The organism is Pseudomonas taiwanensis (genome assembly GCF_013393345.1).
GTDB lineage: Bacteria > Pseudomonadota > Gammaproteobacteria > Pseudomonadales > Pseudomonadaceae > Metapseudomonas > Metapseudomonas resinovorans_C.
In genome coordinates this window covers 30,533-49,227 of record NZ_QJRF01000042.1, presented here as the reverse complement: position 1 = coordinate 49,227, position 18,695 = coordinate 30,533, and the positions used below count along the sequence as shown (strand labels likewise).

Genomic DNA, 18,695 nt, shown 5'->3' with positions numbered 1-18,695 from the left:
GGTGCGCCATGCTTGCAAAGATCCTGGCGGATGATTACCGCCGTCGCAGGGCAAGGCTGCTAGGCCTACCAGAGGATGCCGCCGATACGGCGGTGCATACGCACATCATTCAAGGTATCCCGATCGCTCATCTGGCGAAGCTGCTTCGGGAGGGTGACATCGATGCCCATGCATGTGAGCAGATCTCATCAGGGGTCATTCTAAAGGCACGCCTGGCCTGCGAAGTGATTGCTCCTGATGCCGTATCAGTTGGTCGCCTGTCTGCGGATGAGAGCGACCGGCTCTTTCGCGTCATACATGCCCTGGTGGTGGCCGAGCTGCTCTTCGGTTCTCGTGGTAAAGCGAGGCGCTGGCTCTCGAAGCCAAAGGCCCGGTTCTCTGGCAACTCACCGCTACAGATGCTGACGTCTTCAGCAGGGGCTGGACTTGTTGAGGAGTTGCTGACAGAGCTGGCCGAGGGCTTCGTGCTGTAGTCATTACGGCGAGGCAGGCTGTCGAACAATGGTCGGCAGCGGGCAGATCAGGAGGCGGATATCGCTTCACTGTCGGTACCGCAAACGTCGGATGCGGATTCGGCACCTAAACCCCTCCTCGTCGTCATGCTGAGAAGCTATTTCAGGTCGTGGTGTATCACCCTATTCGTCTACCCGTAATAGTCTCGCACTGATTTTCAAGCGTGCAGCGTGTGATACAGGGGGGCGTGCAGCATGTGATACACGTAAAGCGTGCAGCCTGTGATACGGCGGTATTTCAGCCAGATTAATGCGGCAAATATGCCGCCATCGAGGCTCGCTCGTTCAGTTTCACTTGAAATTTAGCCGCGACCGACGCCGAGCCGGCTGGGGACACCGCGCTTTGACGTTGTGTTATGTCCTCACAGCTCCAACCTGTGGCTTAACGTGGCATTCCATGGCACGGAATGCCACGTTAAGCCACGGAATGCCACGTAATAATCGGCGCGGTTATCGTGATCTCGCAATTCCGTGCCATGAAAAGCCATTTAATGGCACGGAATGCCAGGTAATGCCACGACAGCCGAATGTGCTTGAGCGAATTGTTGCGCCGCGCTCCGACTCATCGAGAAGTTGAGTGCCACCCAATCAAGATCTCGCCGCGCCCAGCAAATCTATCCACGCCGCTGGCCTTCATCGCCTGGTACTGGCTGCGCACCTTGTCGCGGGTGGGCTCCAGCACGCACTCCAGCCGGCGCAGCAAAGTGAAGGGCAGGATGATGCGGCCGTAGATGGACTGTCTGAAATCGCCGCGCAGCACGTCGGCCACGTTCCAGATAAAGTCGGCGAGGTTTTGCTGGTTCACGCTGTATTCCTTCCACGGGTGCGAGGAAGGCGGCGCCGCGACACTTCCCTGCGAGCTATGTGTGATCGATGCCGCACCTTAACCGGTTGGGTAGCTTCGAGCCAGTAGCTGGAACCGGCTAAGACGCTGATTTTCCGAGCCAGTTAGCAGGGGCAAAGCCCCGGTGCACGGAGGTCTTCATCGCATAGCGCGTCTGGAAGAGATCAGAAAAGTGACCGCACCCAGGTCTGGATGGGGTAGAGGATGATGCCAACCATCAGGCCTATGTATACCAAGTAGCCAAGGGTTACCTGCGGCGAGCGCAGCTCAGCCAGCTTTTCAAAGTCACTGCCCAGGTACATGGCAGCCTGAGTCGAGTTGAACGGCAGAGCTTCAAGCTGAGCCTTGGCGTTGCGCGCAGCGATGTAACGCAGGGAGACGTACCAGAAAGCCGCTGCCGGGATCACCGTCCAGGCCATGCCGAACAGGGTTCCCACCGAAATCACGACGGGGATCATCAACAGAACCTGCGGCCCCGGATCTACCATGCTCGCGATGAACTCGCTCACGAAGGCCGAGAAGCCGTTGGTGATGAAACTCACCACCGCACCCACATTCCACTCAGCGCCCATCGCCAGCCACAGGTAGGACAAACCAGCCAGCGCCGCACCCCAGTTGATGATCTGGGCACAGCCATAGCCACCGAAAGCACCACCATTGATCGGGGCTATCGCCGCGAAGTGAGTGCCGCGCCCCAGGATGGCACGAGGAAGAAAGCAGATCACCAGCAGCAATCCAGCCATCAGCAGCATCAGTCCCTCATACCCTGGGAGCGACACCCACTCCCCGATGGAGAAGGAGTCCTTCTTGACGAAGGTACGCCCCCTCATCATGTCCCGCGCCATATCCACGAACGGGATGGCCAGTGCTGCAGCAATGAAGCCGGACTTCGGTACTGACCAGATCTCGGCAAACCAGTTGCCGGTCAGGCTGCGACGGTAGTAATAGCGATAGGTACGCTTAGGCCGGTACTTGGTGCCGGAGTCCTTCACCGCCACCCCAAACCAGCCGCTGGCGATGGCCACATAGGAAAGCAGGCGGCCGGTGTTGTTCATCACCAACGAATGCGTTGCCGAGTTATCCATCCAAGGCAGGCGGACGGACTGCCCGGCAGGGCGATCGGCACATTCCTCAACGAACGCATCTGCCAGCTCATTGCACGGCTTGTATCCACGCGGATAGAAGCAGTCGAAGGCGGCCCTTACGGAACTTAGGACAACGCTCCACATCACGTACAGCGGCAGTGAAACGCCATACGACCAAACCGCTCCCAGGAAAGATCTGACTGCCGACATAGCCGCAACTCCTTTGCCATCAATGGATTTGAACGATCGATTCCTACAGATCTGCTGTACTGCCGATCAGGCACTTGGCGAGCTCATCAATCAGAGCTTCCCGCACCGCTAGCTTGCAGTGCCGATGCCAACTGGCTCGTGCCAGGTAGCCGGCATCAATACTCAGCGGGTGTGATCGTCGCCACTCCTGTTCAAGCCGGGCGGCCTCTCTCTGGAGATAGCCCTGCTTCCGCTCGATATAGGCCTGCAACCTCTGGCCTTCCGCCAGCCGGCGCATAAGGAGCGGATTTACCTCTCGAAGAATCTCGTGAACTGTCCTCCCCCAATACGGCAAGCCCTGAAGCTCAGGCAGCAAGCTCGCCTCCATTGGCATGGACAGGTAGAGGTCATGAAACTGCGAATTCAGGGCCACCGTCTGCTCCACTTAGCCAACGTGTCTACGGCTGGACCAGCTCTATCGGCAACCGGCCGGTGACCAACCCCGGAAAGACAATTGCATCTGCCACTCGGCCATTACTCATGATCTCGATGAGCAGGGAGACTTTGTTCTGGTAGTGGCAGCGCCTGATAGTGACCGACTCGCCTTCATCCAGAACCGGCAGTTCGCTAGACACGACAAGCCCTGCATCCAGCTTGAATTCAGCAACAACCATGGCACGCCTCCTGGCTGGCAGATTCCGACAAGCAGACGAGGGGCGGCCTGCTGCAGGAGATCATAGACATATTGCTTAACTTAAGCAACTTACGTAATTGTGGGTTTTCAACCTGATATCCGCCTGGCCTGAAGCCAGTCAGCCGCAGTGCAATAAATCACGCAAAAGCCTTCACTGGTTGAAAAGTGCATCTCGCTTACGTAAGTTGCTGCTCTTAAATAACAATCCGGGGCAAACGATGCTCAAACCGAATACCCCAGCGCAGAGTGCAGCGGTCTTTAAGCGCGTCACCTTCTCGCTGACAGATCAAATCAGTGAGGAAATCGATCGTCTCAGTCTGATCCCGCGTGGATTCCGGGCCTCTCGCTCAGACGTTGTTCGTGCCGGTGTAGCGGCCCTAGCTGAAATGACGGAAGAGCAGCTCGTGGCACTGCTGGATAAGGTCCGGCGCGAATAGCCGCATGCTTGGAAACCTGTCGTTGCGTCTTGGGCAGGCATGAAACCGAAGGATCAATGGGTTATCCACAGGCTCTGCGCGTAGAAATACGGTAGATAAAAGGTAGTAGCCAATCGGCATCTATTTTTTCTAATAAAATCAATTTGTTAGAAAGGCGCGCTGCGGTGCTATGCCACTGCGGCGCGGCGCTATGCCACCAAAGAGCGACGCTATGCCATCAACAGCGCGACGCTATGCCACTGCGGCACAACACTAGGGAGTCAGCCAAAGAGCCAACTGCGGCTTGCCTCTACTGCTGTCCTGAATGCTGCCTCTGGTGATGATCTCCAGGCGCTCCAGCTCGATTACGGCTCGACCAAGGCTGTCACGGAAATCTCGCATACGCCCTCCATACGCCATTTGGGCCCTGAGTCCCTCAAGTGCATAACGCTGCACTCGGTCAGAGGACGTGGCGATCAGCCGCTGCAGAGTTTTAGCCATGTCCAGCCCGCGTCGGATCTGCAAGCGCTTCTCCCAGTCGATCAGGCTGTACTCCCGATTTCCGAACATCAAGATCCAGTGCGGATCGAGCGTGTAGCGGTAGGTCTCGTTGTCATAGCTGAGGCCCTTCAGGATGTTGAATGACTCCATCTTCCCCACTGTGTATCGGGTAGATCCATTTGGCTTAAGCGCCTCGAGGAACAGCGTCGCCTCGCGCAAGCGTTTCATGCTTCGATAAAGCCACTCGTATTGCGAACTGCCGATGGCTCCGCGCTTGATTTTTCTGAGCAGTTGTTTGCGATTCAGCAGAACGGGGTCTCCTAGCGGAAACGGTTGCGCGAACGCGATGAGCGCCATGATCAGGTCTCCATCGGCTTCGTCCAATTGCTCACCGCTGTACTCCAAGACACAATCTCGGCGCGTCACCATCTTGGTCCTCGAGTGCTGTTTGCGCTCACTACGGGCGATCGGAGCAATCAGGCTCGACCGATTGAGGTGGTTTGGAAAGGCCCCAATGGCAAAGCCAGGCAAAAACATGTGGCGGGAAGCGGCTTCTCCCTTCCCGTCACGAGAGCTCTCTTGGTGGTGGCGGGGCGCTACCAACGCTGATTTGGCGGCGTTCCCAGGCCTGCGACGAATCTCCTCAATGCGTGCCTCATTGCGATTCATCAAAGCCTTTGCCCAGCTGACGCGAGAATCTTGTCTGCGATCCAGGCATGGACATGCTCAGCAGGCCAGGCGACCGAATTTGGGCCAAGCTGCACTGGAGCCGGGAATTCGCCGCGACGGATGAGTCGATAGATCTGCGACTTGCTCAAGCCCACCTGGGTACACACACCGGGCAATCGTAGAAGTGCAGGAGTTACGGGGGATACCAGTGCCATTCGAGGTCTCCATGAGTCCTGTTGCGATGGCTCTGGATTGAATGGCACGCGCTGGCAATAAAAACCGAATTCGGGAAAACAGATACGCCTGCTTACGTCCCGCTCTGCTTCGGGGGAAGGTACTTCGCCACCGTATCGGTGTCGGGAAAGTCGCTGATGCCCAGTCGATCAGCAATATATGTAAGGCCTTCTGCGGTCGAGAACGGCCCCTGCTTCTGTCCCTCTTTTGTGCAAAGCGTCGAGTTCAAAATCGTGCGACGTGCATTCTCTTGGCTAGCGCATGCAGTAAGCATCGCAACGAGAGCTCCGGTGAGTCGTTGTACCGTGAGTAGCTCTCGAGTTCGCAGGTGTTCTCTGGCTGCTGGCTGAGCGTTATCACCTTGCTTATTGCCTGACACATCCGCGTGAATGAAGCGGGGTATCTGATCCCAGCTCCAATACTCCTCGATTAGCCCGGTCAGCGCCGGTGGTGAAAAGTAGGCTGCTGCATCAGAGGCAAGGAACTCCACACCAAGGTCGTCTTCGACCAAGATGAACGGCTCGCGCTTGCTTTTGCTGAGAGCCTGAAGCTCAAAGTATCTGATGAGCCTGGCGGTTTGAAAGCCGCGGGTGCTGCGCCGAGCTGTTTGGTCGAGCACCTCTGCAGCCCAGCATGTATTGGCGCTCAGTTGCGGATATCTAGTCTCAATCTTCCGGAAGATGTCTGCTGACGCAAAGGCAGCTTCCTCATGGCTGCAGCCCAACTCCTGCCTGTAGCAACCAATGAAATCGCACAGCCGAAGCGGATCAAAACGTGTGACAAGCGGGCGGCGTTGAGCGGGGGCGGTTTGAGGGCTAGTCATGTAGCTCATCCACATGGTTGGCATACCACTGAAGCATCTCTCGCCGCCCCTCCAGATATTGAGCATGGTTGTAGGTGCCGCGAATGCTGTTCTTGTCCACATGCGCCAACTGTGTTTCGACCCACTCGCTGGGGTATCCCTGCTCGTGCAGGGTGGTGGACATCGTATGGCGGAATCCATGTCCAGTGGCGCGTCCGTCGTAACCCGAGCGCTTCAGCAGCTGGTTGATGGCGGCTTCGCTCATGGGCTTTGCTGGGTCGTTACGGCCAGGGAATGCGAGCGTGTAGCCGCCAGTAATACGTTCCAACTCGCGCAGTGCGGCCACTGACTGCTTGGAGAGTGGGACTAGATGGGCGCGGCGCATCTTCATGCGCGCCGCAGGAATCAGCCAGAGCGCTTTGTCGAGGTCAAACTCCGACCAGGGGGCGCCACGCAATTCAGCTGTACGCACTCCGGTCAGGATCAGCAGGCGAGTAGCGATCTTCACTGCGTCATGTCCTGGACACTCCTGAATACTGCGTATCAGTGCCGGGATTTCTGCAATGGGCAAGAAGGGGTAGTGCCTTGAAGTAGGCGTCTGCAGCGCTCCGCCAATATCGGCAATAGGGTTGTACTCGGCGCGGCCGGTGGCAATCGCGAAACGGTACACCTCCTGGCAGCGTTGTCGAACCTTGCGCAGCTTCTCCAGAGCGCCTCGCGACTCAATGCGGCGAAATACCTGCAGCCACTGCATCGGCTTGATGTCAGTTAACGGCAAGCTTCCCACTTGAGGGAAGATATCCAGCTCGAAGGCTTCTACGACGTCGCCGGCATACCCGGTCGACCAGCGCGGTGCCTTATGCTGATGCCACTCCAGCGCAAGGTTCTTGAACGTATTGGCGCGAGACATTGCCGCCTGGGCTCGCATGACCTTTCGCTCAAGACCAGGGTGCCGCCCCTGCGCCACAAGCTGGCGAGCATCCGAGGCCAGCTGCCGAGCCTGTGCGAGCGTTACCTTGTCGATGGTGCCAAGGGAAATATGAGACTGCTTGCCATCCAAGCGGAACCGGAAGCGCCAAGACTTGCCGCCTGCCGCGCGAATCCAAAGGAATAAACCGCCTCCATCAGCCAGGCCGTAGTCACTTTCGCGTGGTGCGGCGCTCTTCACCTGCAAGGCTGTCAGAGGCATGCTGAGTACCTAAAGATAATTGAACAGCCTAAAGGTACTTACACGGGTACTCAGAAAGCAAGCGCTTGGAGGAAGCTGGATGGCACTGCATGAAACACAAAGCCCGCACGAGGCGGGCTTTGTGGGGGATTCATGACACTGCTTGGCACTGCATGAATCTGTTTGTTGGTGCCGGCACCAGGAATCGAACCCGGGACCTACTGATTACAAGTCAGTTGCTCTACCAGCTGAGCTATACCGGCCAGAAGGGGCCGCCATTATAGCGATTGGGCGTTGCGAGTAAACCTCTATGAAGCAGGTTGGAGACGATTCGAGCATCAGCCCTCGTCGGCTTATGCACAAAGGTGATGTGTTCTGGTACGGCAGTGCTTGAAATTTGTGCGGTATGTCTCGGAATTTTTCAAGCCGATGTTTTTATTCGACTTTTATCGTGCGCTCAAAAAATGATCAGCCTTCCTCGGGCGTGCAACGGGAGGCGTTTCGGTGGGTTGCCCAGATTTCATCAACAAAGTTATCCACAGGTTCTGTGGGTAAGCTTAGCGCTCGGCCAGGAGCAGGATGTTCCGTGGCGTGAGTTGGGTGGGGCAGAAGCTACCGAGTTTCACCTGGTAGCCCTGCTCCTCAAGGAACAGGGCTCGGTCCAGTACCAGCCAGAGTTCCAGGGGGCGGCGGAACAGGCTGCGGGGGAGTTCCAGGTTGCGTACTTCGGCAAGGCGTTGCCAGCCATCGGTTTCCAGTGCCTGCCAGTCCCGCTCTGCTGGCTGAGGAATGTCCTTGAGCTCGCAGAGGTCCCGGCAGTAATCCGGAAAAGGCTTGCCCAGCCAACTCGTGGCCAAGGAGGGAACGGTTAGGTAGTGGTCTTCGCCAGTCAGCTTTCGTTGCAGCAGGTCGAAGGCCAGTCTGCGCGCCATGGACTGGTCGCGAAGGCGGCGGTCGCGGGCGCCGGCGGTGACGGTTTCGCTCATCGGCAGGCGCAGGTCGGCCCGGCTGAAGCGCAGTGTGGACGCCTTGGCTGCTGTGGAAAGTGGCTCATAGCTCGGTGTCTGGATGCGGTTGTAGCAGCACGGCGCGACAGCTAGCTGGCGGCAGCCGGCTTCGCTGGCCAGTTGCAGCAGGCGCACGTGGAGATCGCCACAGGCATGCAAGGCGACTGCAGTGTGATCGGCGGTCAGTTGGCTCCCGGCGTCGTCAGCAAGGGCATCCTGTTCGCGATGTTGTGCACTGAGGCCCAGTCGTTGGCTCAGTTGTTGGCCGCCGGCGACCAGTTGCGGATCGAGCTCAATGCAGGTCAGTTGTGTGCCGTTGTGGGCCAGACGGCGACCCAGATGCCCCTTGCCGGCGCACCAGTCGAGCCAGTGCTCTGGGTGTTGGCGAAAAGCGAGGCGGCTGGCGAAGGCGTCGATCTGCAGCCATTTGCGTCCGGGGACGTCCACCGTGAAGGCGTTGGGTAGCATCTCAGCCCTGGCGGCTGGCAATTCACCCACGCAGCTGAGTTCGGCTGAGCGCGCGGCAAGCTGTGGATAAGGTGCTGGAGCCTGCAATGCTTCGGGGCGATTGTGGATGGCGTCGGCATCGGCCAGGGTGCGTGCACGGAGCCAAGCAGCCAGTTCGGGATGCTCGCTCTCCCAGGGCAGCCTGAGTTCGGTAAAGGGGACTGGTCGCCAGATCGACTCGTGCGCGCGCAGGAATTCATCCAGGGCGGTGAAGCGTTCCCGCAGGTGCGGGCCTTGGAGTGGAGCGGGGCTGGTCATGCTGGCGAAGCGATTGGCAATCAGGGACGGCGATTATAGCGTCGCCAAGTCCGCTCCTCATCCGGGGACGAGGAGCGGTCGCGGTTTAGCGGCCCTGCAGGGCATCCACGCGTAGCTTGCGCTCAAGCAGGCGGAAGGCCCGAACCAGCACGTACGCCATCAGCAGGTAGAAGAGGCCAGCCGCGAAGAAGATCTCTACCGGCAGGTAGGTGCGGGCGATGATGGTCCGTGCCATGCCGGTGAGTTCCAGCAGGGTCACGGTACTGGCCAGGGCGCTGGCCTTGATCATCAGGATCACTTCATTGCTGTACGCGGGCAGGCCGATGCGAGCGGCGCGCGGCAGGATGATGTAGACCAGTGCCTGGAAGCGCGACATGCCGAGGGCCCGGGCTGCCTCGATCTCACCCGGCGGAACGGCCTGGATGGCGCCACGCAGGATTTCCGCGATGTAGGCGGCGGTGTGCAGGGTCATGGTGATCACGGCGCACCAGAACGGGTCGCGCAGGTAGGGCCATAGCGGGCCTTTGCGTACCGCTTCGAACTGCGCCAGGCCGTAGTAGACCAGGAACAATTGCACCAGCAACGGCGTGCCGCGGAAGAAGAAGATGTAGCCGTAGGGCAGGGCGCGCACGTACCAGTGGCGCGATGCACGGGCGATGCCCATTGGCACCGCGAGGATCAGGCCGGCGATCACCGCAATGGCAACCAGCTCCAGGGTCAGGATTGCACCCTGGGACAGTTGCGGCAGGTATTTGAGGATGACTTCCCAGTTCATGCTGCGCTCCGCTTGAAGCCACGGCTTGCGCGCTTCTCAAGCCAGTGCATGCCGATCATCGCGAGGATGGTCAGGCCCAGGTAGATGAAGGCGGCGACCATGTAGAAGGTGAAGGGCTGTTTGCTGGCGGTCACGGCGATCTGTGAACGGCGCATGATTTCCTCGAGGCCGATCACGGAGACCAGGGCGGTGTCCTTCATCAGGATCATGAACAGGTTGCCCAGGCCCGGCAGGGCGATGCGCCACATCTGCGGCAGGATCACGCGCCAGAGAATACGTCCGCTGGACAATCCGAGGGCCATGCCGGCCTCTCTGTGCCCCTTGGGAATGGCCAGGATAGCGCCGCGGAACACTTCGGTGGCGTAGGAACCGAAGCACAGCCCGAGGGCGATGGTGCCGGCGGCGAAGGCGTTCAGCTCCAGCTCGGGATAGCCCAGCCATTCACCGAGGGCGCGCATCAGGTTGACCGTGCCGAAGTAGATCAGCAGGACCCAGAGCAACTCCGGGACCCCGCGCACGAGGGTGGAATAAGTGCCACCGAGCCATTGCAGCGGCTTGATGGAAGAAGTCCTGGCCAATGCACCGAGCAGGCCGAGCACCAGACCAACCGCCAGCGCGGAAAGCGCCAGTTTGATGGTCATGAGGGTGCCCGCGACCAGGGCAGGGCCGAATCCGTAGAGATCGAGGGTCATGTGGGCTCAGGCGCCGGTGCCGCGCAGGGGCGGCACCGGACGGGCAGGTCAGTAGATGCTGAAGGGGAAGTACTTGTCGTTGATCTTCTTGTAGGTGCCGTCGGCAACGATTTCCTTCAGCGCGGCGTTCAGCTTCTCGCGCAGCGGGTCGCCCTTGCGCACGGCAATGGCGATCTTGTCGTTGTCGAATACCGGGTCACCCTTGAACTCGAAGTCCTTGCCTGCGTCGCTCTTGAGCCATTCCCAGTTCACGAATTTGTCGGCCAGCACGCCATCGACGCGGCCGGAGGACAGGTCGAGGTAGGCGTTTTCCTGAGTGTCGTACAGCTTGATGTCGACAACGTCCTTCATGTTGTCTTCCAGCCAGGTACCGGCGATGGTCGCGCGCTGGGCGCCGATCACCTTGCCTTTCAGGCTTGCCTTGTCTGTCTTGAAGTCAGTGCCTTTCGGGGCAATGAACTGCAGCTTGTTGGTGTAGTAGGGGTCGGTGAAGTCGACGGCCTGCTTGCGCTCTTCAGTGATGGACATGGAGGCGGCGAGGAAGTCGAACTTCTTGGCGTTCAGGGCGGGGATGATGCCGTCCCAGTCGGAGGTGACCACTTCGCACTCGGCCTTCATCTTGGCGCAGAGGGCCTGGGCGATCTCGACGTCAAAGCCGCCGGCCTGGCCGCTGGCATCGATCAGGTTGAAGGGAGGGTAGGCGCCCTCGGTGCCGATCTTCAGCTTGTCGGCGGCGACGGCGGTGGTGCCGAAAGCGAGGGTGGCGGCCGCAGCCAGCAGAATCTTCTTGTAGTTCTTCATTGCGCTCTTTGCTCCGTGTTTTAGCGATTGCTGGACATGAATTGTTTACAGCGCGCCGATTGCGGGTTGTCAAATACCTTCTCTGGCGGGCCCTGTTCTTCTACCAGTCCCTGGTGAAGGAAAACCACTTCGCTGGAGACGTTCCGGGCGAAGTTCATTTCATGGGTGACCAGCAGCATGGTCCGGCCTTCCTCGGCCAGCGCGCGGATCACGTTAAGCACTTCTTGTACCATTTCCGGGTCCAGCGCCGAGGTGGGTTCATCGAACAGGATGACCTTCGGCTGCATGGCCAGGGTGCGGGCGATGGCCGCGCGCTGCTGCTGGCCGCCGGAAAGCTGGGTCGGATAGACGTGGCGCTTGTCGGCGATACCGACCTTGGCCAACAGGGCTTCGGCGATCTCGGTGGCTTCGGCCCTGCTCTGGCCAAGCACGCGGCGCGGCGCCTCGATGATGTTGTCGAGCACCGTCATGTGCGGCCAGAGATTGAAGTTCTGGAAGACGAAGCCGATCTCGCTGCGCATGCGATTGATCTGCTTGTTGTCGGCGGCGACCAGTTCGCCGGTGCGGCTCTGCTTGAGCTTGAGCTCTTCGCCGGCGACCAGGATCTGGCCCTCGTGCGGGTTTTCCAGGAGGTTGATGCAGCGCAGGAAGGTGGATTTGCCGGAGCCGGAGGAGCCGAGGATGGAGATCACGTCACCGTCGTTGGCGGTGAGGGATATACCCTTGAGCACTTCGAGATCGCCGTAGCGTTTATGCAGGTTGCGGATTTCAAGCGCTGGCGTGGCTTGGGCCATGGGGGGTCCTCTTGTTTTCGTGGGCACTCTGGCGGTGGGGCGGCCTTCCTGGCGAGGGCAAGCTAGCATAGCGCTTTGCCACGCGAAAGCCGCCCAAGGCCCCCTGGATGGCTCTGCGGGCGAGTTTGTCGCATCGCTGCAGTTGGTTGTCGCGGTAGCAAAAAAGCCCCTGTCGCCGGCTGAAGCGCCCGGAATTCGCACCTTTACCCGAGCTCTCTGCCTTTTCCCTTTTGGATCAATCGCTTATGTGAGCCGTGTGGCGAAAGCTTCAGGATCGGTCCCTGTCTGGCCAAGGGACTGCGGTCGTTCCCGCAGCAGTGCGGTCAGCGCCGACTCGGGCAGCGGTCGGGCGAAGTGGTAACCCTGGCCAAAATCGCAGCCCAGGGATTTGAGAATCATCAGGTGTCGTTGGGTCTCGACGCCTTCGGCGACCACTTCCAGTCCCAGGTTGCGGGCCAGGCTGAGGATGGTTTGCACGATCTGCAGGCCTTCCGGGCACTGGTCGAGCTGGATCATGAAAGAGCGATCGATCTTCAGGACATCCAGACGGAAGCGGTGCAGGTAGCTGAGGGAGGAATAGCCGGTGCCGAAGTCGTCGATGCTGATGCGCACACCGAGATCGTGAAGCTGCTGGAGCACGATGATGGTCCGCTCGGAGTCGGCCATCGAAACGCTCTCGGTGATTTCCAGATGCACGCATCCCGCGGGAATGCCGGCTTCGTCGATGATGGCGCCCACCTGCAGTACCAGGTCGTGCTGGGCGAACTGCCGGGCGGAGAGGTTGATGCTGACCGTCAGCGGCAATTGACCGGGTAGCTCGCGATGCCAGCGAGCGACGCTTCGACAGGCTTCGCGCAGCACCCAGAGGCCGAGAGGCAGAATCAGCCCGGTGTCTTCGGCGACCTGGATGAAGTCGCCCGGATAGACCAGTTCGCCTCCCGGAACCTGCCAGCGCACCAGGGCCTCGACACCGACCAGTTCGCCGCTGGTGATGTGCACGATGGGCTGATAATGGAGCACGAATTCACCGTTCTGCAGCGCGTTGCGCAGACGGGTTTCCAGGGTCAGCCGTCCCACAGCCAGATCATGCAGGCTGTGATCGAACAACTCGAAGCGGTGCTTGCCCAGTGTCTTGGCGCGGTACATGGCGAGGTCTGCGTGGCGCAGGATTTCTTCGGCCGATTCGTAGCCCAGGTCACTGGGGGCGATACCGATGCTGGCGCTGATGTAGAGCTGCTCGCCATTGATCAGGAAGGGCGGCTCCAGGGCTTCAAGCAGGCGCTCGGCCACCCGGACCGGAGCTTCGGGGTTACCGATGCAATCCAGCAGGATGGTGAACTCATCGCCACCCATGCGTGCGAGGGTGTCGGTCTGTCGCAGGCAGCCACCCAGGCGCGTGGCGACCTGGATGATCAGCAGGTCACCGGCCAAATGTCCGAGGCTGTCGTTGACCAGTTTGAAGCGGTCGAGGTCAATGAACAGGACCGCGAACGCCGCTTCCCGGTGCCGGTTGCATCGGGCGACCGCGCGGGACAGTCGATCGGAGAAAAGGGCACGGTTGGGCAGCCCGGTCAGGGGGTCGTGGAATGCATCGATCAGTTGTTCTTCGGCGCGTTTGCGTTCCACCACCCGTCCCATCTGCACACCGATCTGCGCCATCAGGTGCAGCAAGGTTTCATCGGGCTCCAGCACGCAGTTAGCGAAGAACTCGAGAACGCCGACCACTTCGCTACCAGCCAGCACCGGGAAGGCCGCCGCGGCCTTCAGGCCAGCCTCGCCCGCGGCGTCCACGCGGCAGAATTCCGGGGTCTGGCTGATATCGGCGATCCATGCCGGGGTACCGCTGGAGAGCACGCGACCGGGCAGGCCGAAACCCGGCGGAAACTCCATGGCTTCGGTTACCTGGCGGAAGTGGTGGAAGCGCTGCTCGTCGGCGTAGTGCCAGATGGCGGCCGAACGCAGGCGCGCTTCGCCCTCGACGTGGCCGGTCAGGTAGGCGTGGCCAATCTGCCAGCCGGTGTACTGACAGACGCTGGATACCGTGAAGCTCAGTCCGTCAGCGACCGTAGCCGCACCATTGGCAGCGTCGGCGATGGATTCGAGCAGCTGCAATTGCAGCTGTTTTTCATAGAGTTCGCGTAGTCCGTGCTCGGCGATCTGTTCCGCTTCCAGACGCGCCTGGTGTTCACGCTGCAGGCGCCGGCGGAGTTTGTCGGCTTCCGGATCGCGCGATACGCCGTCCATGTCCGCTCAGCCCCGGGTCTTGCCGTGGAAGGTGATTCGGCAGCGGCATTCGCTATCACCGCGATGCATGCAGGCGAGGTGGTCGACGGCCAGTGACTCGCCGAAATGCACCGCTGCGCCCTCGATGAAGCCATGAGCCAGGGCACAGAGTCGGCGGGGGGAGCGATAAGTCATCATCAGCGTGCCGTCGGTTTCATCACGGAAGCCGAAGGTGGGAACGTCCGCGCCTGGATAGATCATGCGGACTTCGGGATGGATGATCTGGTTGACGCTGAGGATGAAGGGGTGCGTCGAGTCGTGGGGATCGAAGTAGGCGGGGTAGCGGCTGGCCAGCGACGGCATCGCTTCGCGGCCGAACCAGCGCAGGACTTCGAATGAGGACATGTCGAGCGCTTCGGCGGCGGCTGCCACCAGGCGGTAGATGTGATCGTCGGGGTAGCTGCCGAGGGCTGTGTAGACACCGTCCAGGCCGGTGCCATCCAAAAGGGCGTCCCAGGCATCTTCGCCCTGGTGCCGAGTGACCACTTCTTCGAGCAGGTTGAAGACGATTCCCTTCATGCAGCCCCCTGGCGCCCTCGGGTCGAGTCCCTTCGGGGTTGCCTCGAGGCGCTTCGAGATGAGGTTAGCAGCGCCGTTCGCATCGTGCCCGGCGGCTGTGAGGGATGCTGAAAACAAAAAACCCCAGCACATGGCTGGGGTTTTTTGTTTGGTATTAGTGGTGCCCAGGGACGGAATCGAACCGCCGACACGGGGATTTTCAATCCCCTGCTCTACCAACTGAGCTACCTGGGCAACGGGGCGCTATTAAACGGATTTGCCGGCCCCTCGTCAACACCCTTTTGAAAATTTTTTTAGTTATTCCGGGCGCTTACGCGCTCGGGGGGACGTAGCCCTCTGCCTGGGCGTAATCCTCACCGGAAAGGAACTTGTCCATTTCCGCCTGGAGGAATTTGCGATCCTCGGCGTTCATCATGTTCAGGCGACGCTCGTTGATCAGCATGGTCTGGTGGGCTTGCCACTCATCCCAGGCCTTCTTCGAGACGTTGTTGAAGATGTCCTCGCCCTTGGCGCCCGGATACGGCGGACGCTCCAGGCCCGGCAGTTCCTCTTTGTACTTGCGGCACATGATGGTGCGGGTCATCGCGGTTCTCCTGCGTTCAATACATCGGCCGCGCGCTTGAGCAGCTTCTTCACCGGGGCGGCCAAGCCCAGGCGCGGCGGGGTGGCGAGGTTATACCAGAGCCAGTCGCCCTCGGCCACGGCGGGGGCGCTGCCTTCCACGGCCACCAGCCAGGGTTCGATGGCCAGTTGGAAGTGGCTGAATGTGTGCGTCAGGCCGGGCAGTTCGCGGCGCTCGCCAAGGCGCAGGGCGTGCTGGCTGGCCAGTGGAGCGAGAGCGTCGAGATCGTCCATTTCCGGCAGGCTCCAGAGCCCGCCCCAGAGCCCGCTCGAGGGTCGGCGGTAAAGCAGGATGGAGCCATCGCGGCTGGCCAGCAGGGGCATCAGCGTGCGCTTCTGCGGCAGGGCCTTGCGCGGTTTCGACACGGGGTAGTCGGTCTCTCGGCCCAGATGGTGAGCACGGCAACCGCTCTGCAGCGGGCACAGCAGGCAACTGGGCTTGCTGCGGGTGCAGAGGGTGGCGCCCAGATCCATCATCGCCTGGGTGTAGTTGTTGACCCGCTCGTGCGGGGTGAAGCGCTCGGCCACTTCCCAGAGCTGTTTCGCCACTTTCGGCTCGCCCGGGTAGCCGTCCTGGGCGACGTAACGGGCCAGGACGCGCTTGACGTTACCGTCGAGAATCGGCGCGCGTAATCCCATGGACAGGCTGGCGATGGCGCCGGCAGTGGAGCGACCGATGCCCGGTAACTCCGCAAGCTGGTCTACATCTCGCGGGAATTCACCGCCGTGTTCGGCCACCACCTGCTTCGCGGTCTTCTGCAGGTTGCGGGCGCGGGTGTAGTAGCCGAGGCCGGTCCAGAGGTGCAGCACTTCGTCTTCAGGTGCGGCGGCCAGGTCCTGCACGCTGGGCAGAGCCTCCATGAAGCGGTCGAAATATCCCAGGACCGTGCTGACCTGGGTTTGCTGCAACATGATTTCGGATACCCAGACGCGATAGGGGGTGATGCCCTGCTGCCAGGGCAGATCCTTGCGACCGTGGCTGTCGTACCAATCGAGTACGGCGCCGGAAAACTGCTCGGGGCTCATTGCTTGAACAGCCCCTTCAGTGCGTCCTTGAGTTCAGGGCTGACCTTGTCGCCGAGCTTCTCTTCCAGTTTTTCGTTGAGCTTGTCGCCGGCCAGCTTGGCGGCGACCTTGCCCATGCCGTCCTTGTCCAGGCGGCACGCCTTGGCGCCCAGTTCCAGCGGGCCACGGCAGCGCAGCGGCCACTCGATACCGACATAGCGCTCGTTGACCTGGCAGGCCGGGTCCGGCATCTCGCTCTTGTCGCCTTCGATGATCACGCCGACACGGTAGTCCAGGCCGAGCACGCGCAGGTCGATGGCGCCGTCGCCCTTGACGCTGAGGCCGGGGATGCTGGCGACCATGTCGGGGTTGGTGGCGACGCCGTTGTTGAAGGCGAGGGAACCCTTGAGTTCGCGGAAGGGCGTTTCGTTGCCGCCACGGGTGCTTTCCAGGCCTTTGCGGTTGAGTGTCGCGATGCCCTGGCAGATCTGTTGCTCAAGGTTGGCGTCGAGCAGGGCGCCGTCATTGAGCGCAAAGCTGGCGGTGCCGTTGAGGCCATCCACCCAGGCCTTCTGGCTGTTGCCGCTACTGGTGATGTTGGCGTTCAGGTCGAGCAGCCCGCGCACCGGCGGTTTCTGCTCCTGCGCCTTCAGGAGCTTCTCCACCGGCACGTTGTTGATGCGTTTCTGCGCCTTGAGCAGCGGTACGGCCGGACGCGCGTCGATCTGCGCATTGGCCACGAAGCTGCCGCCGAACAAGCCGCCGCGCAGGTCTTCCAGTGTTATCAGGCCGGCCTTGCCATTGGCCTTGAGGCTGACGTCATCCAGGGGCAGTTTGTCGACGGTGAACTGGCCGAAATTGAGGGTGGCCTCCAGATCGACCTTGCGCAGTTGGTCCACAGGCAGGATCGGGGTTTCGCTCCAGGCCGCCTGGGTGGGGGCGTTGGGCAGCGGCGTGGCGCCCTGGGTGGCGGCGGCTACGGCGGGCTTGACCTCGGCCTGGCGCGCGGTCTGGACGGCCTCTTTGGCCTTCGACTTGGGCGGCAGATAGCGGTCGAGGTCCAGCTTGTCGCCCTTGAGCTGAACGCGTACCGCTTTTTTGGCGAGGTCGGCCACGGCCAGTCGGCCGTTGAAGGTGCTGTCGTCCAGCTTCAGGTTCAGGCCCTCGAGAGCCAGGCTGTTGGCGCTGCCGTTGAGCTTGGTGACCAGTTCGAATTTCTGCAGAGTCGCGGCATCGCTCATCGGCGGCAGCTCGACCCCAATGCCGGTGAGGAACTCGCGCAGGTTGAGCGGGGCGATGGACAGGCCGCCTTCCAGGCGCGGGTCCTTGTCCAGGTCATGCACTTTCAGCTCGCCGAGGGCGCGCAACTGGTTACCCGACAGCTTCAGGCCGTTCCATTCGGCGACGTTGGCGGCCAGATCGGCCAGCAACTGGCCCTGGGCGTTGAAGGCAAGCGTCTTGCCCTTGAGCGGCTCGCCCGAGGCCTCGCCGTTCAGCTTGAGATCTTCCAGCTGATAGCGCTTGAGGGCGCGTTCGAAGCGCAGGTTGGCGGTGAGATCGGTCTTGGCACGCAATACCGGCTGATTGGTGCCGAAGAAGGCGCTGAGCTTGAACGGGATGCTGGCGCCTTCGCGGATGGCGCCGGTGGTCAGCTCAATGCCTTCTGCACTGAATTGCTTGCCGCTCTTGGCATCGGTGTAATCGATGCGGGCGTTGTGCACGGTCAGGCTGTCGATATCCAGCTTGATCGGGCGCGCAGGTTCGTCGGCGGCGGGCGCTTGTTTGGCCTCTTCAGCTGGTGCTGGAGTGGTCGGCGTGCCGGTCTGGGCGGTTTCCGGGGCCTTGGCGGGACGGCCGATATCTTCCCAGTTGCCGCGGCCTTTCTCGTCACGTTGCAGATCGAGGTTGAGGCCCTCTACGCGGATGTCGCTCATCTGCACTTCGCGGCGCAACAGCGGCAGCACGCGCACCGACAGGCCAATCATGTCGAGGTTGGCGAAAGGCTTTTCCGGGGTAACGGCGCTGGCCAGGGTCGCCTCGTGCAATTCGAGGCCGAGCCAGGGGAACAGGCTCCAGCCAATGTCGCCGTTCAGGGTCAGTTCGAGGTTGGCCTTGTCGCGGGCCAGTTGCTGGATTTCATCCTTGTAATCGTTCGGGTCGAACAGGTGGGTCAGGGCGAAGCCCCCCGCCACTATGATCAGCAACAGCCCGAGGAAGATGAGGCCCAGGATTTTGCCGAAGGCTTTCATTGGCCAGTCCTTGTGATGGATCGCGTGAATTGAAGGTGCCGAGTATAGCGCCGGGCCATCAGCCTTGGTG

At 60.9% G+C, this 18,695-nt stretch carries 19 protein-coding genes, 2 tRNA genes and 1 pseudogene; 2 read left to right on the top strand and 20 right to left on the bottom strand.

The features are described 5' to 3' along the window. Positions 1-8 precede the first annotated feature (8 nt). The gene (locus tag DM872_RS07920) at positions 9-473 is read left to right on the top strand and encodes an antitoxin Xre/MbcA/ParS toxin-binding domain-containing protein (RefSeq protein WP_179058949.1); all 465 of its coding nucleotides are present in this window, start codon (positions 9-11) and stop codon (positions 471-473) included. A 685-nt stretch (positions 474-1,158) separates the two neighbouring features. Here DM872_RS07920 and DM872_RS07915 read toward each other — a convergent pair. The 4 genes and pseudogenes from DM872_RS07915 to DM872_RS07900 all read right to left on the bottom strand — a co-directional run. After that, positions 1,159-1,317, bottom strand: a pseudogene (locus tag DM872_RS07915) (type I restriction-modification system subunit M N-terminal domain-containing protein); the annotation flags it as partial. A gap of 203 nt (positions 1,318-1,520) precedes the next feature. Further along, complete coding sequence (locus DM872_RS07910) at positions 1,521-2,651, bottom strand: hypothetical protein (protein WP_179058948.1); 1,131 nt, start codon at positions 2,649-2,651, stop codon at positions 1,521-1,523. Positions 2,652-2,694: 43 nt separating this feature from the next. Continuing rightward, complete coding sequence (locus DM872_RS07905; protein WP_179058947.1) at positions 2,695-3,063, bottom strand: hypothetical protein; 369 nt, start codon at positions 3,061-3,063, stop codon at positions 2,695-2,697. A gap of 25 nt (positions 3,064-3,088) precedes the next feature. Next, the gene (locus tag DM872_RS07900) at positions 3,089-3,304 is read right to left on the bottom strand and encodes a hypothetical protein (RefSeq protein ID WP_179058946.1); all 216 of its coding nucleotides are present in this window, start codon (positions 3,302-3,304) and stop codon (positions 3,089-3,091) included. 97 nt (positions 3,305-3,401) lie between these two features. Between DM872_RS07900 and DM872_RS07895 the strand changes: the two genes are divergently transcribed. Next, positions 3,402-3,761 carry a hypothetical protein gene (locus DM872_RS07895; RefSeq protein ID WP_179058945.1) on the top strand — a complete coding sequence of 120 codons (360 nt, stop codon included), beginning with the start codon at positions 3,402-3,404 and terminating at the stop codon, positions 3,759-3,761. Between the two features lie 252 nt (positions 3,762-4,013). Here the strand turns inward: DM872_RS07895 and DM872_RS07890 are convergent, their stop codons facing one another. The 16 genes from DM872_RS07890 to DM872_RS07815 all read right to left on the bottom strand — a co-directional run bounded on the left by DM872_RS07890 (position 4,014) and on the right by DM872_RS07815 (position 18,625). Then, the gene (locus DM872_RS07890; RefSeq protein WP_256873322.1) at positions 4,014-4,910 is read right to left on the bottom strand and encodes a hypothetical protein; all 897 of its coding nucleotides are present in this window, start codon (positions 4,908-4,910) and stop codon (positions 4,014-4,016) included. After that, positions 4,910-5,125, bottom strand: a complete 216-nt coding sequence (locus tag DM872_RS07885; RefSeq protein WP_179058944.1) for a helix-turn-helix transcriptional regulator — start codon at positions 5,123-5,125, stop codon at positions 4,910-4,912. The genes DM872_RS07890 and DM872_RS07885 overlap by 1 nt, the downstream gene beginning before the upstream one ends. A gap of 92 nt (positions 5,126-5,217) precedes the next feature. Further along, positions 5,218-5,967, bottom strand: a complete 750-nt coding sequence (locus DM872_RS07880) for a hypothetical protein (protein ID WP_179058943.1) — start codon at positions 5,965-5,967, stop codon at positions 5,218-5,220. After that, a complete protein-coding gene (locus DM872_RS07875; RefSeq protein WP_179058942.1) occupies positions 5,960-7,135 on the bottom strand; it encodes a tyrosine-type recombinase/integrase in 1,176 nt (391 codons plus the stop codon). Before DM872_RS07875 ends, DM872_RS07880 begins: the two co-directional genes overlap by 8 nt. Before the next feature lie 166 nt (positions 7,136-7,301). Further along, positions 7,302-7,377: transfer RNA gene (locus tag DM872_RS07870), tRNA-Thr, on the bottom strand. A gap of 294 nt (positions 7,378-7,671) precedes the next feature. Beyond that, entirely contained in the window at positions 7,672-8,886 is a 1,215-nt protein-coding gene (locus DM872_RS07865) for a methyltransferase (protein WP_179058941.1), read from the bottom strand. An 85-nt stretch (positions 8,887-8,971) separates the two neighbouring features. After that, entirely contained in the window at positions 8,972-9,661 is a 690-nt protein-coding gene (locus tag DM872_RS07860; RefSeq protein ID WP_179058940.1) for an ABC transporter permease, read from the bottom strand. Beyond that, positions 9,658-10,353, bottom strand: a complete 696-nt coding sequence (locus DM872_RS07855; RefSeq protein WP_179058939.1) for an ABC transporter permease — start codon at positions 10,351-10,353, stop codon at positions 9,658-9,660. Before DM872_RS07855 ends, DM872_RS07860 begins: the two co-directional genes overlap by 4 nt. Positions 10,354-10,401: 48 nt before the next feature. After that, positions 10,402-11,154, bottom strand: a complete 753-nt coding sequence (locus DM872_RS07850) for an ABC transporter substrate-binding protein (RefSeq protein ID WP_179058938.1) — start codon at positions 11,152-11,154, stop codon at positions 10,402-10,404. A gap of 20 nt (positions 11,155-11,174) precedes the next feature. Then, positions 11,175-11,948: an ABC transporter ATP-binding protein gene (locus DM872_RS07845; RefSeq protein WP_179058937.1), complete on the bottom strand. Its 774-nt coding sequence runs from the start codon at positions 11,946-11,948 to the stop codon at positions 11,175-11,177. A gap of 243 nt (positions 11,949-12,191) precedes the next feature. After that, complete coding sequence (locus DM872_RS07840) at positions 12,192-14,192, bottom strand: putative bifunctional diguanylate cyclase/phosphodiesterase (protein ID WP_179058936.1); 2,001 nt, start codon at positions 14,190-14,192, stop codon at positions 12,192-12,194. Between the two features lie 6 nt (positions 14,193-14,198). After that, entirely contained in the window at positions 14,199-14,750 is a 552-nt protein-coding gene (locus DM872_RS07835) for a heme NO-binding domain-containing protein (protein ID WP_179058935.1), read from the bottom strand. A 158-nt stretch (positions 14,751-14,908) separates the two neighbouring features. Then, positions 14,909-14,984, bottom strand: a tRNA-Phe gene (locus tag DM872_RS07830). Positions 14,985-15,060: 76 nt separating this feature from the next. Next, positions 15,061-15,333 (bottom strand): oxidative damage protection protein, encoded by a 273-nt coding sequence (locus tag DM872_RS07825; protein WP_077525683.1) that lies wholly within the window; start codon positions 15,331-15,333, stop codon positions 15,061-15,063. Then, complete coding sequence (gene mutY, locus DM872_RS07820) at positions 15,330-16,397, bottom strand: A/G-specific adenine glycosylase (RefSeq protein ID WP_179058934.1); 1,068 nt, start codon at positions 16,395-16,397, stop codon at positions 15,330-15,332. Before mutY ends, DM872_RS07825 begins: the two co-directional genes overlap by 4 nt. Continuing rightward, entirely contained in the window at positions 16,394-18,625 is a 2,232-nt protein-coding gene (locus DM872_RS07815; RefSeq protein ID WP_179058933.1) for an AsmA family protein, read from the bottom strand. The genes mutY and DM872_RS07815 overlap by 4 nt, the downstream gene beginning before the upstream one ends. Positions 18,626-18,695: the final 70 nt, after the last annotated feature.

Bases quoted from the DNA above. Each gene is read 5' to 3' on its own strand.
- DM872_RS07920 (WP_179058949.1), top strand. From the start codon at position 9: ATGCTTGCAAAGATCCTGGCGGATGATTACCGCCGTCGCAGGGCAAGG.
- DM872_RS07865 (WP_179058941.1), bottom strand. From the start codon at position 8,886: ATGACCAGCCCCGCTCCACTCCAAGGCCCGCACCTGCGGGAACGCTTC.
- DM872_RS07845 (WP_179058937.1), bottom strand. From the start codon at position 11,948: ATGGCCCAAGCCACGCCAGCGCTTGAAATCCGCAACCTGCATAAACGC.
- DM872_RS07885 (WP_179058944.1), bottom strand. From the start codon at position 5,125: ATGGCACTGGTATCCCCCGTAACTCCTGCACTTCTACGATTGCCCGGT.
- DM872_RS07900 (WP_179058946.1), bottom strand. From the start codon at position 3,304: ATGGTTGTTGCTGAATTCAAGCTGGATGCAGGGCTTGTCGTGTCTAGC.
- DM872_RS07825 (WP_077525683.1), bottom strand. From the start codon at position 15,333: ATGACCCGCACCATCATGTGCCGCAAGTACAAAGAGGAACTGCCGGGC.
- DM872_RS07815 (WP_179058933.1), bottom strand. From the start codon at position 18,625: ATGAAAGCCTTCGGCAAAATCCTGGGCCTCATCTTCCTCGGGCTGTTG.
- mutY (WP_179058934.1), bottom strand. From the start codon at position 16,397: ATGAGCCCCGAGCAGTTTTCCGGCGCCGTACTCGATTGGTACGACAGC.
- DM872_RS07860 (WP_179058940.1), bottom strand. From the start codon at position 9,661: ATGAACTGGGAAGTCATCCTCAAATACCTGCCGCAACTGTCCCAGGGT.
- DM872_RS07890 (WP_256873322.1), bottom strand. From the start codon at position 4,910: ATGAATCGCAATGAGGCACGCATTGAGGAGATTCGTCGCAGGCCTGGG.
- DM872_RS07840 (WP_179058936.1), bottom strand. From the start codon at position 14,192: ATGGACGGCGTATCGCGCGATCCGGAAGCCGACAAACTCCGCCGGCGC.
- DM872_RS07835 (WP_179058935.1), bottom strand. From the start codon at position 14,750: ATGAAGGGAATCGTCTTCAACCTGCTCGAAGAAGTGGTCACTCGGCAC.
- DM872_RS07855 (WP_179058939.1), bottom strand. From the start codon at position 10,353: ATGACCCTCGATCTCTACGGATTCGGCCCTGCCCTGGTCGCGGGCACC.
- DM872_RS07880 (WP_179058943.1), bottom strand. From the start codon at position 5,967: ATGACTAGCCCTCAAACCGCCCCCGCTCAACGCCGCCCGCTTGTCACA.
- DM872_RS07910 (WP_179058948.1), bottom strand. From the start codon at position 2,651: ATGTCGGCAGTCAGATCTTTCCTGGGAGCGGTTTGGTCGTATGGCGTT.
- DM872_RS07850 (WP_179058938.1), bottom strand. From the start codon at position 11,154: ATGAAGAACTACAAGAAGATTCTGCTGGCTGCGGCCGCCACCCTCGCT.
- DM872_RS07875 (WP_179058942.1), bottom strand. From the start codon at position 7,135: ATGCCTCTGACAGCCTTGCAGGTGAAGAGCGCCGCACCACGCGAAAGT.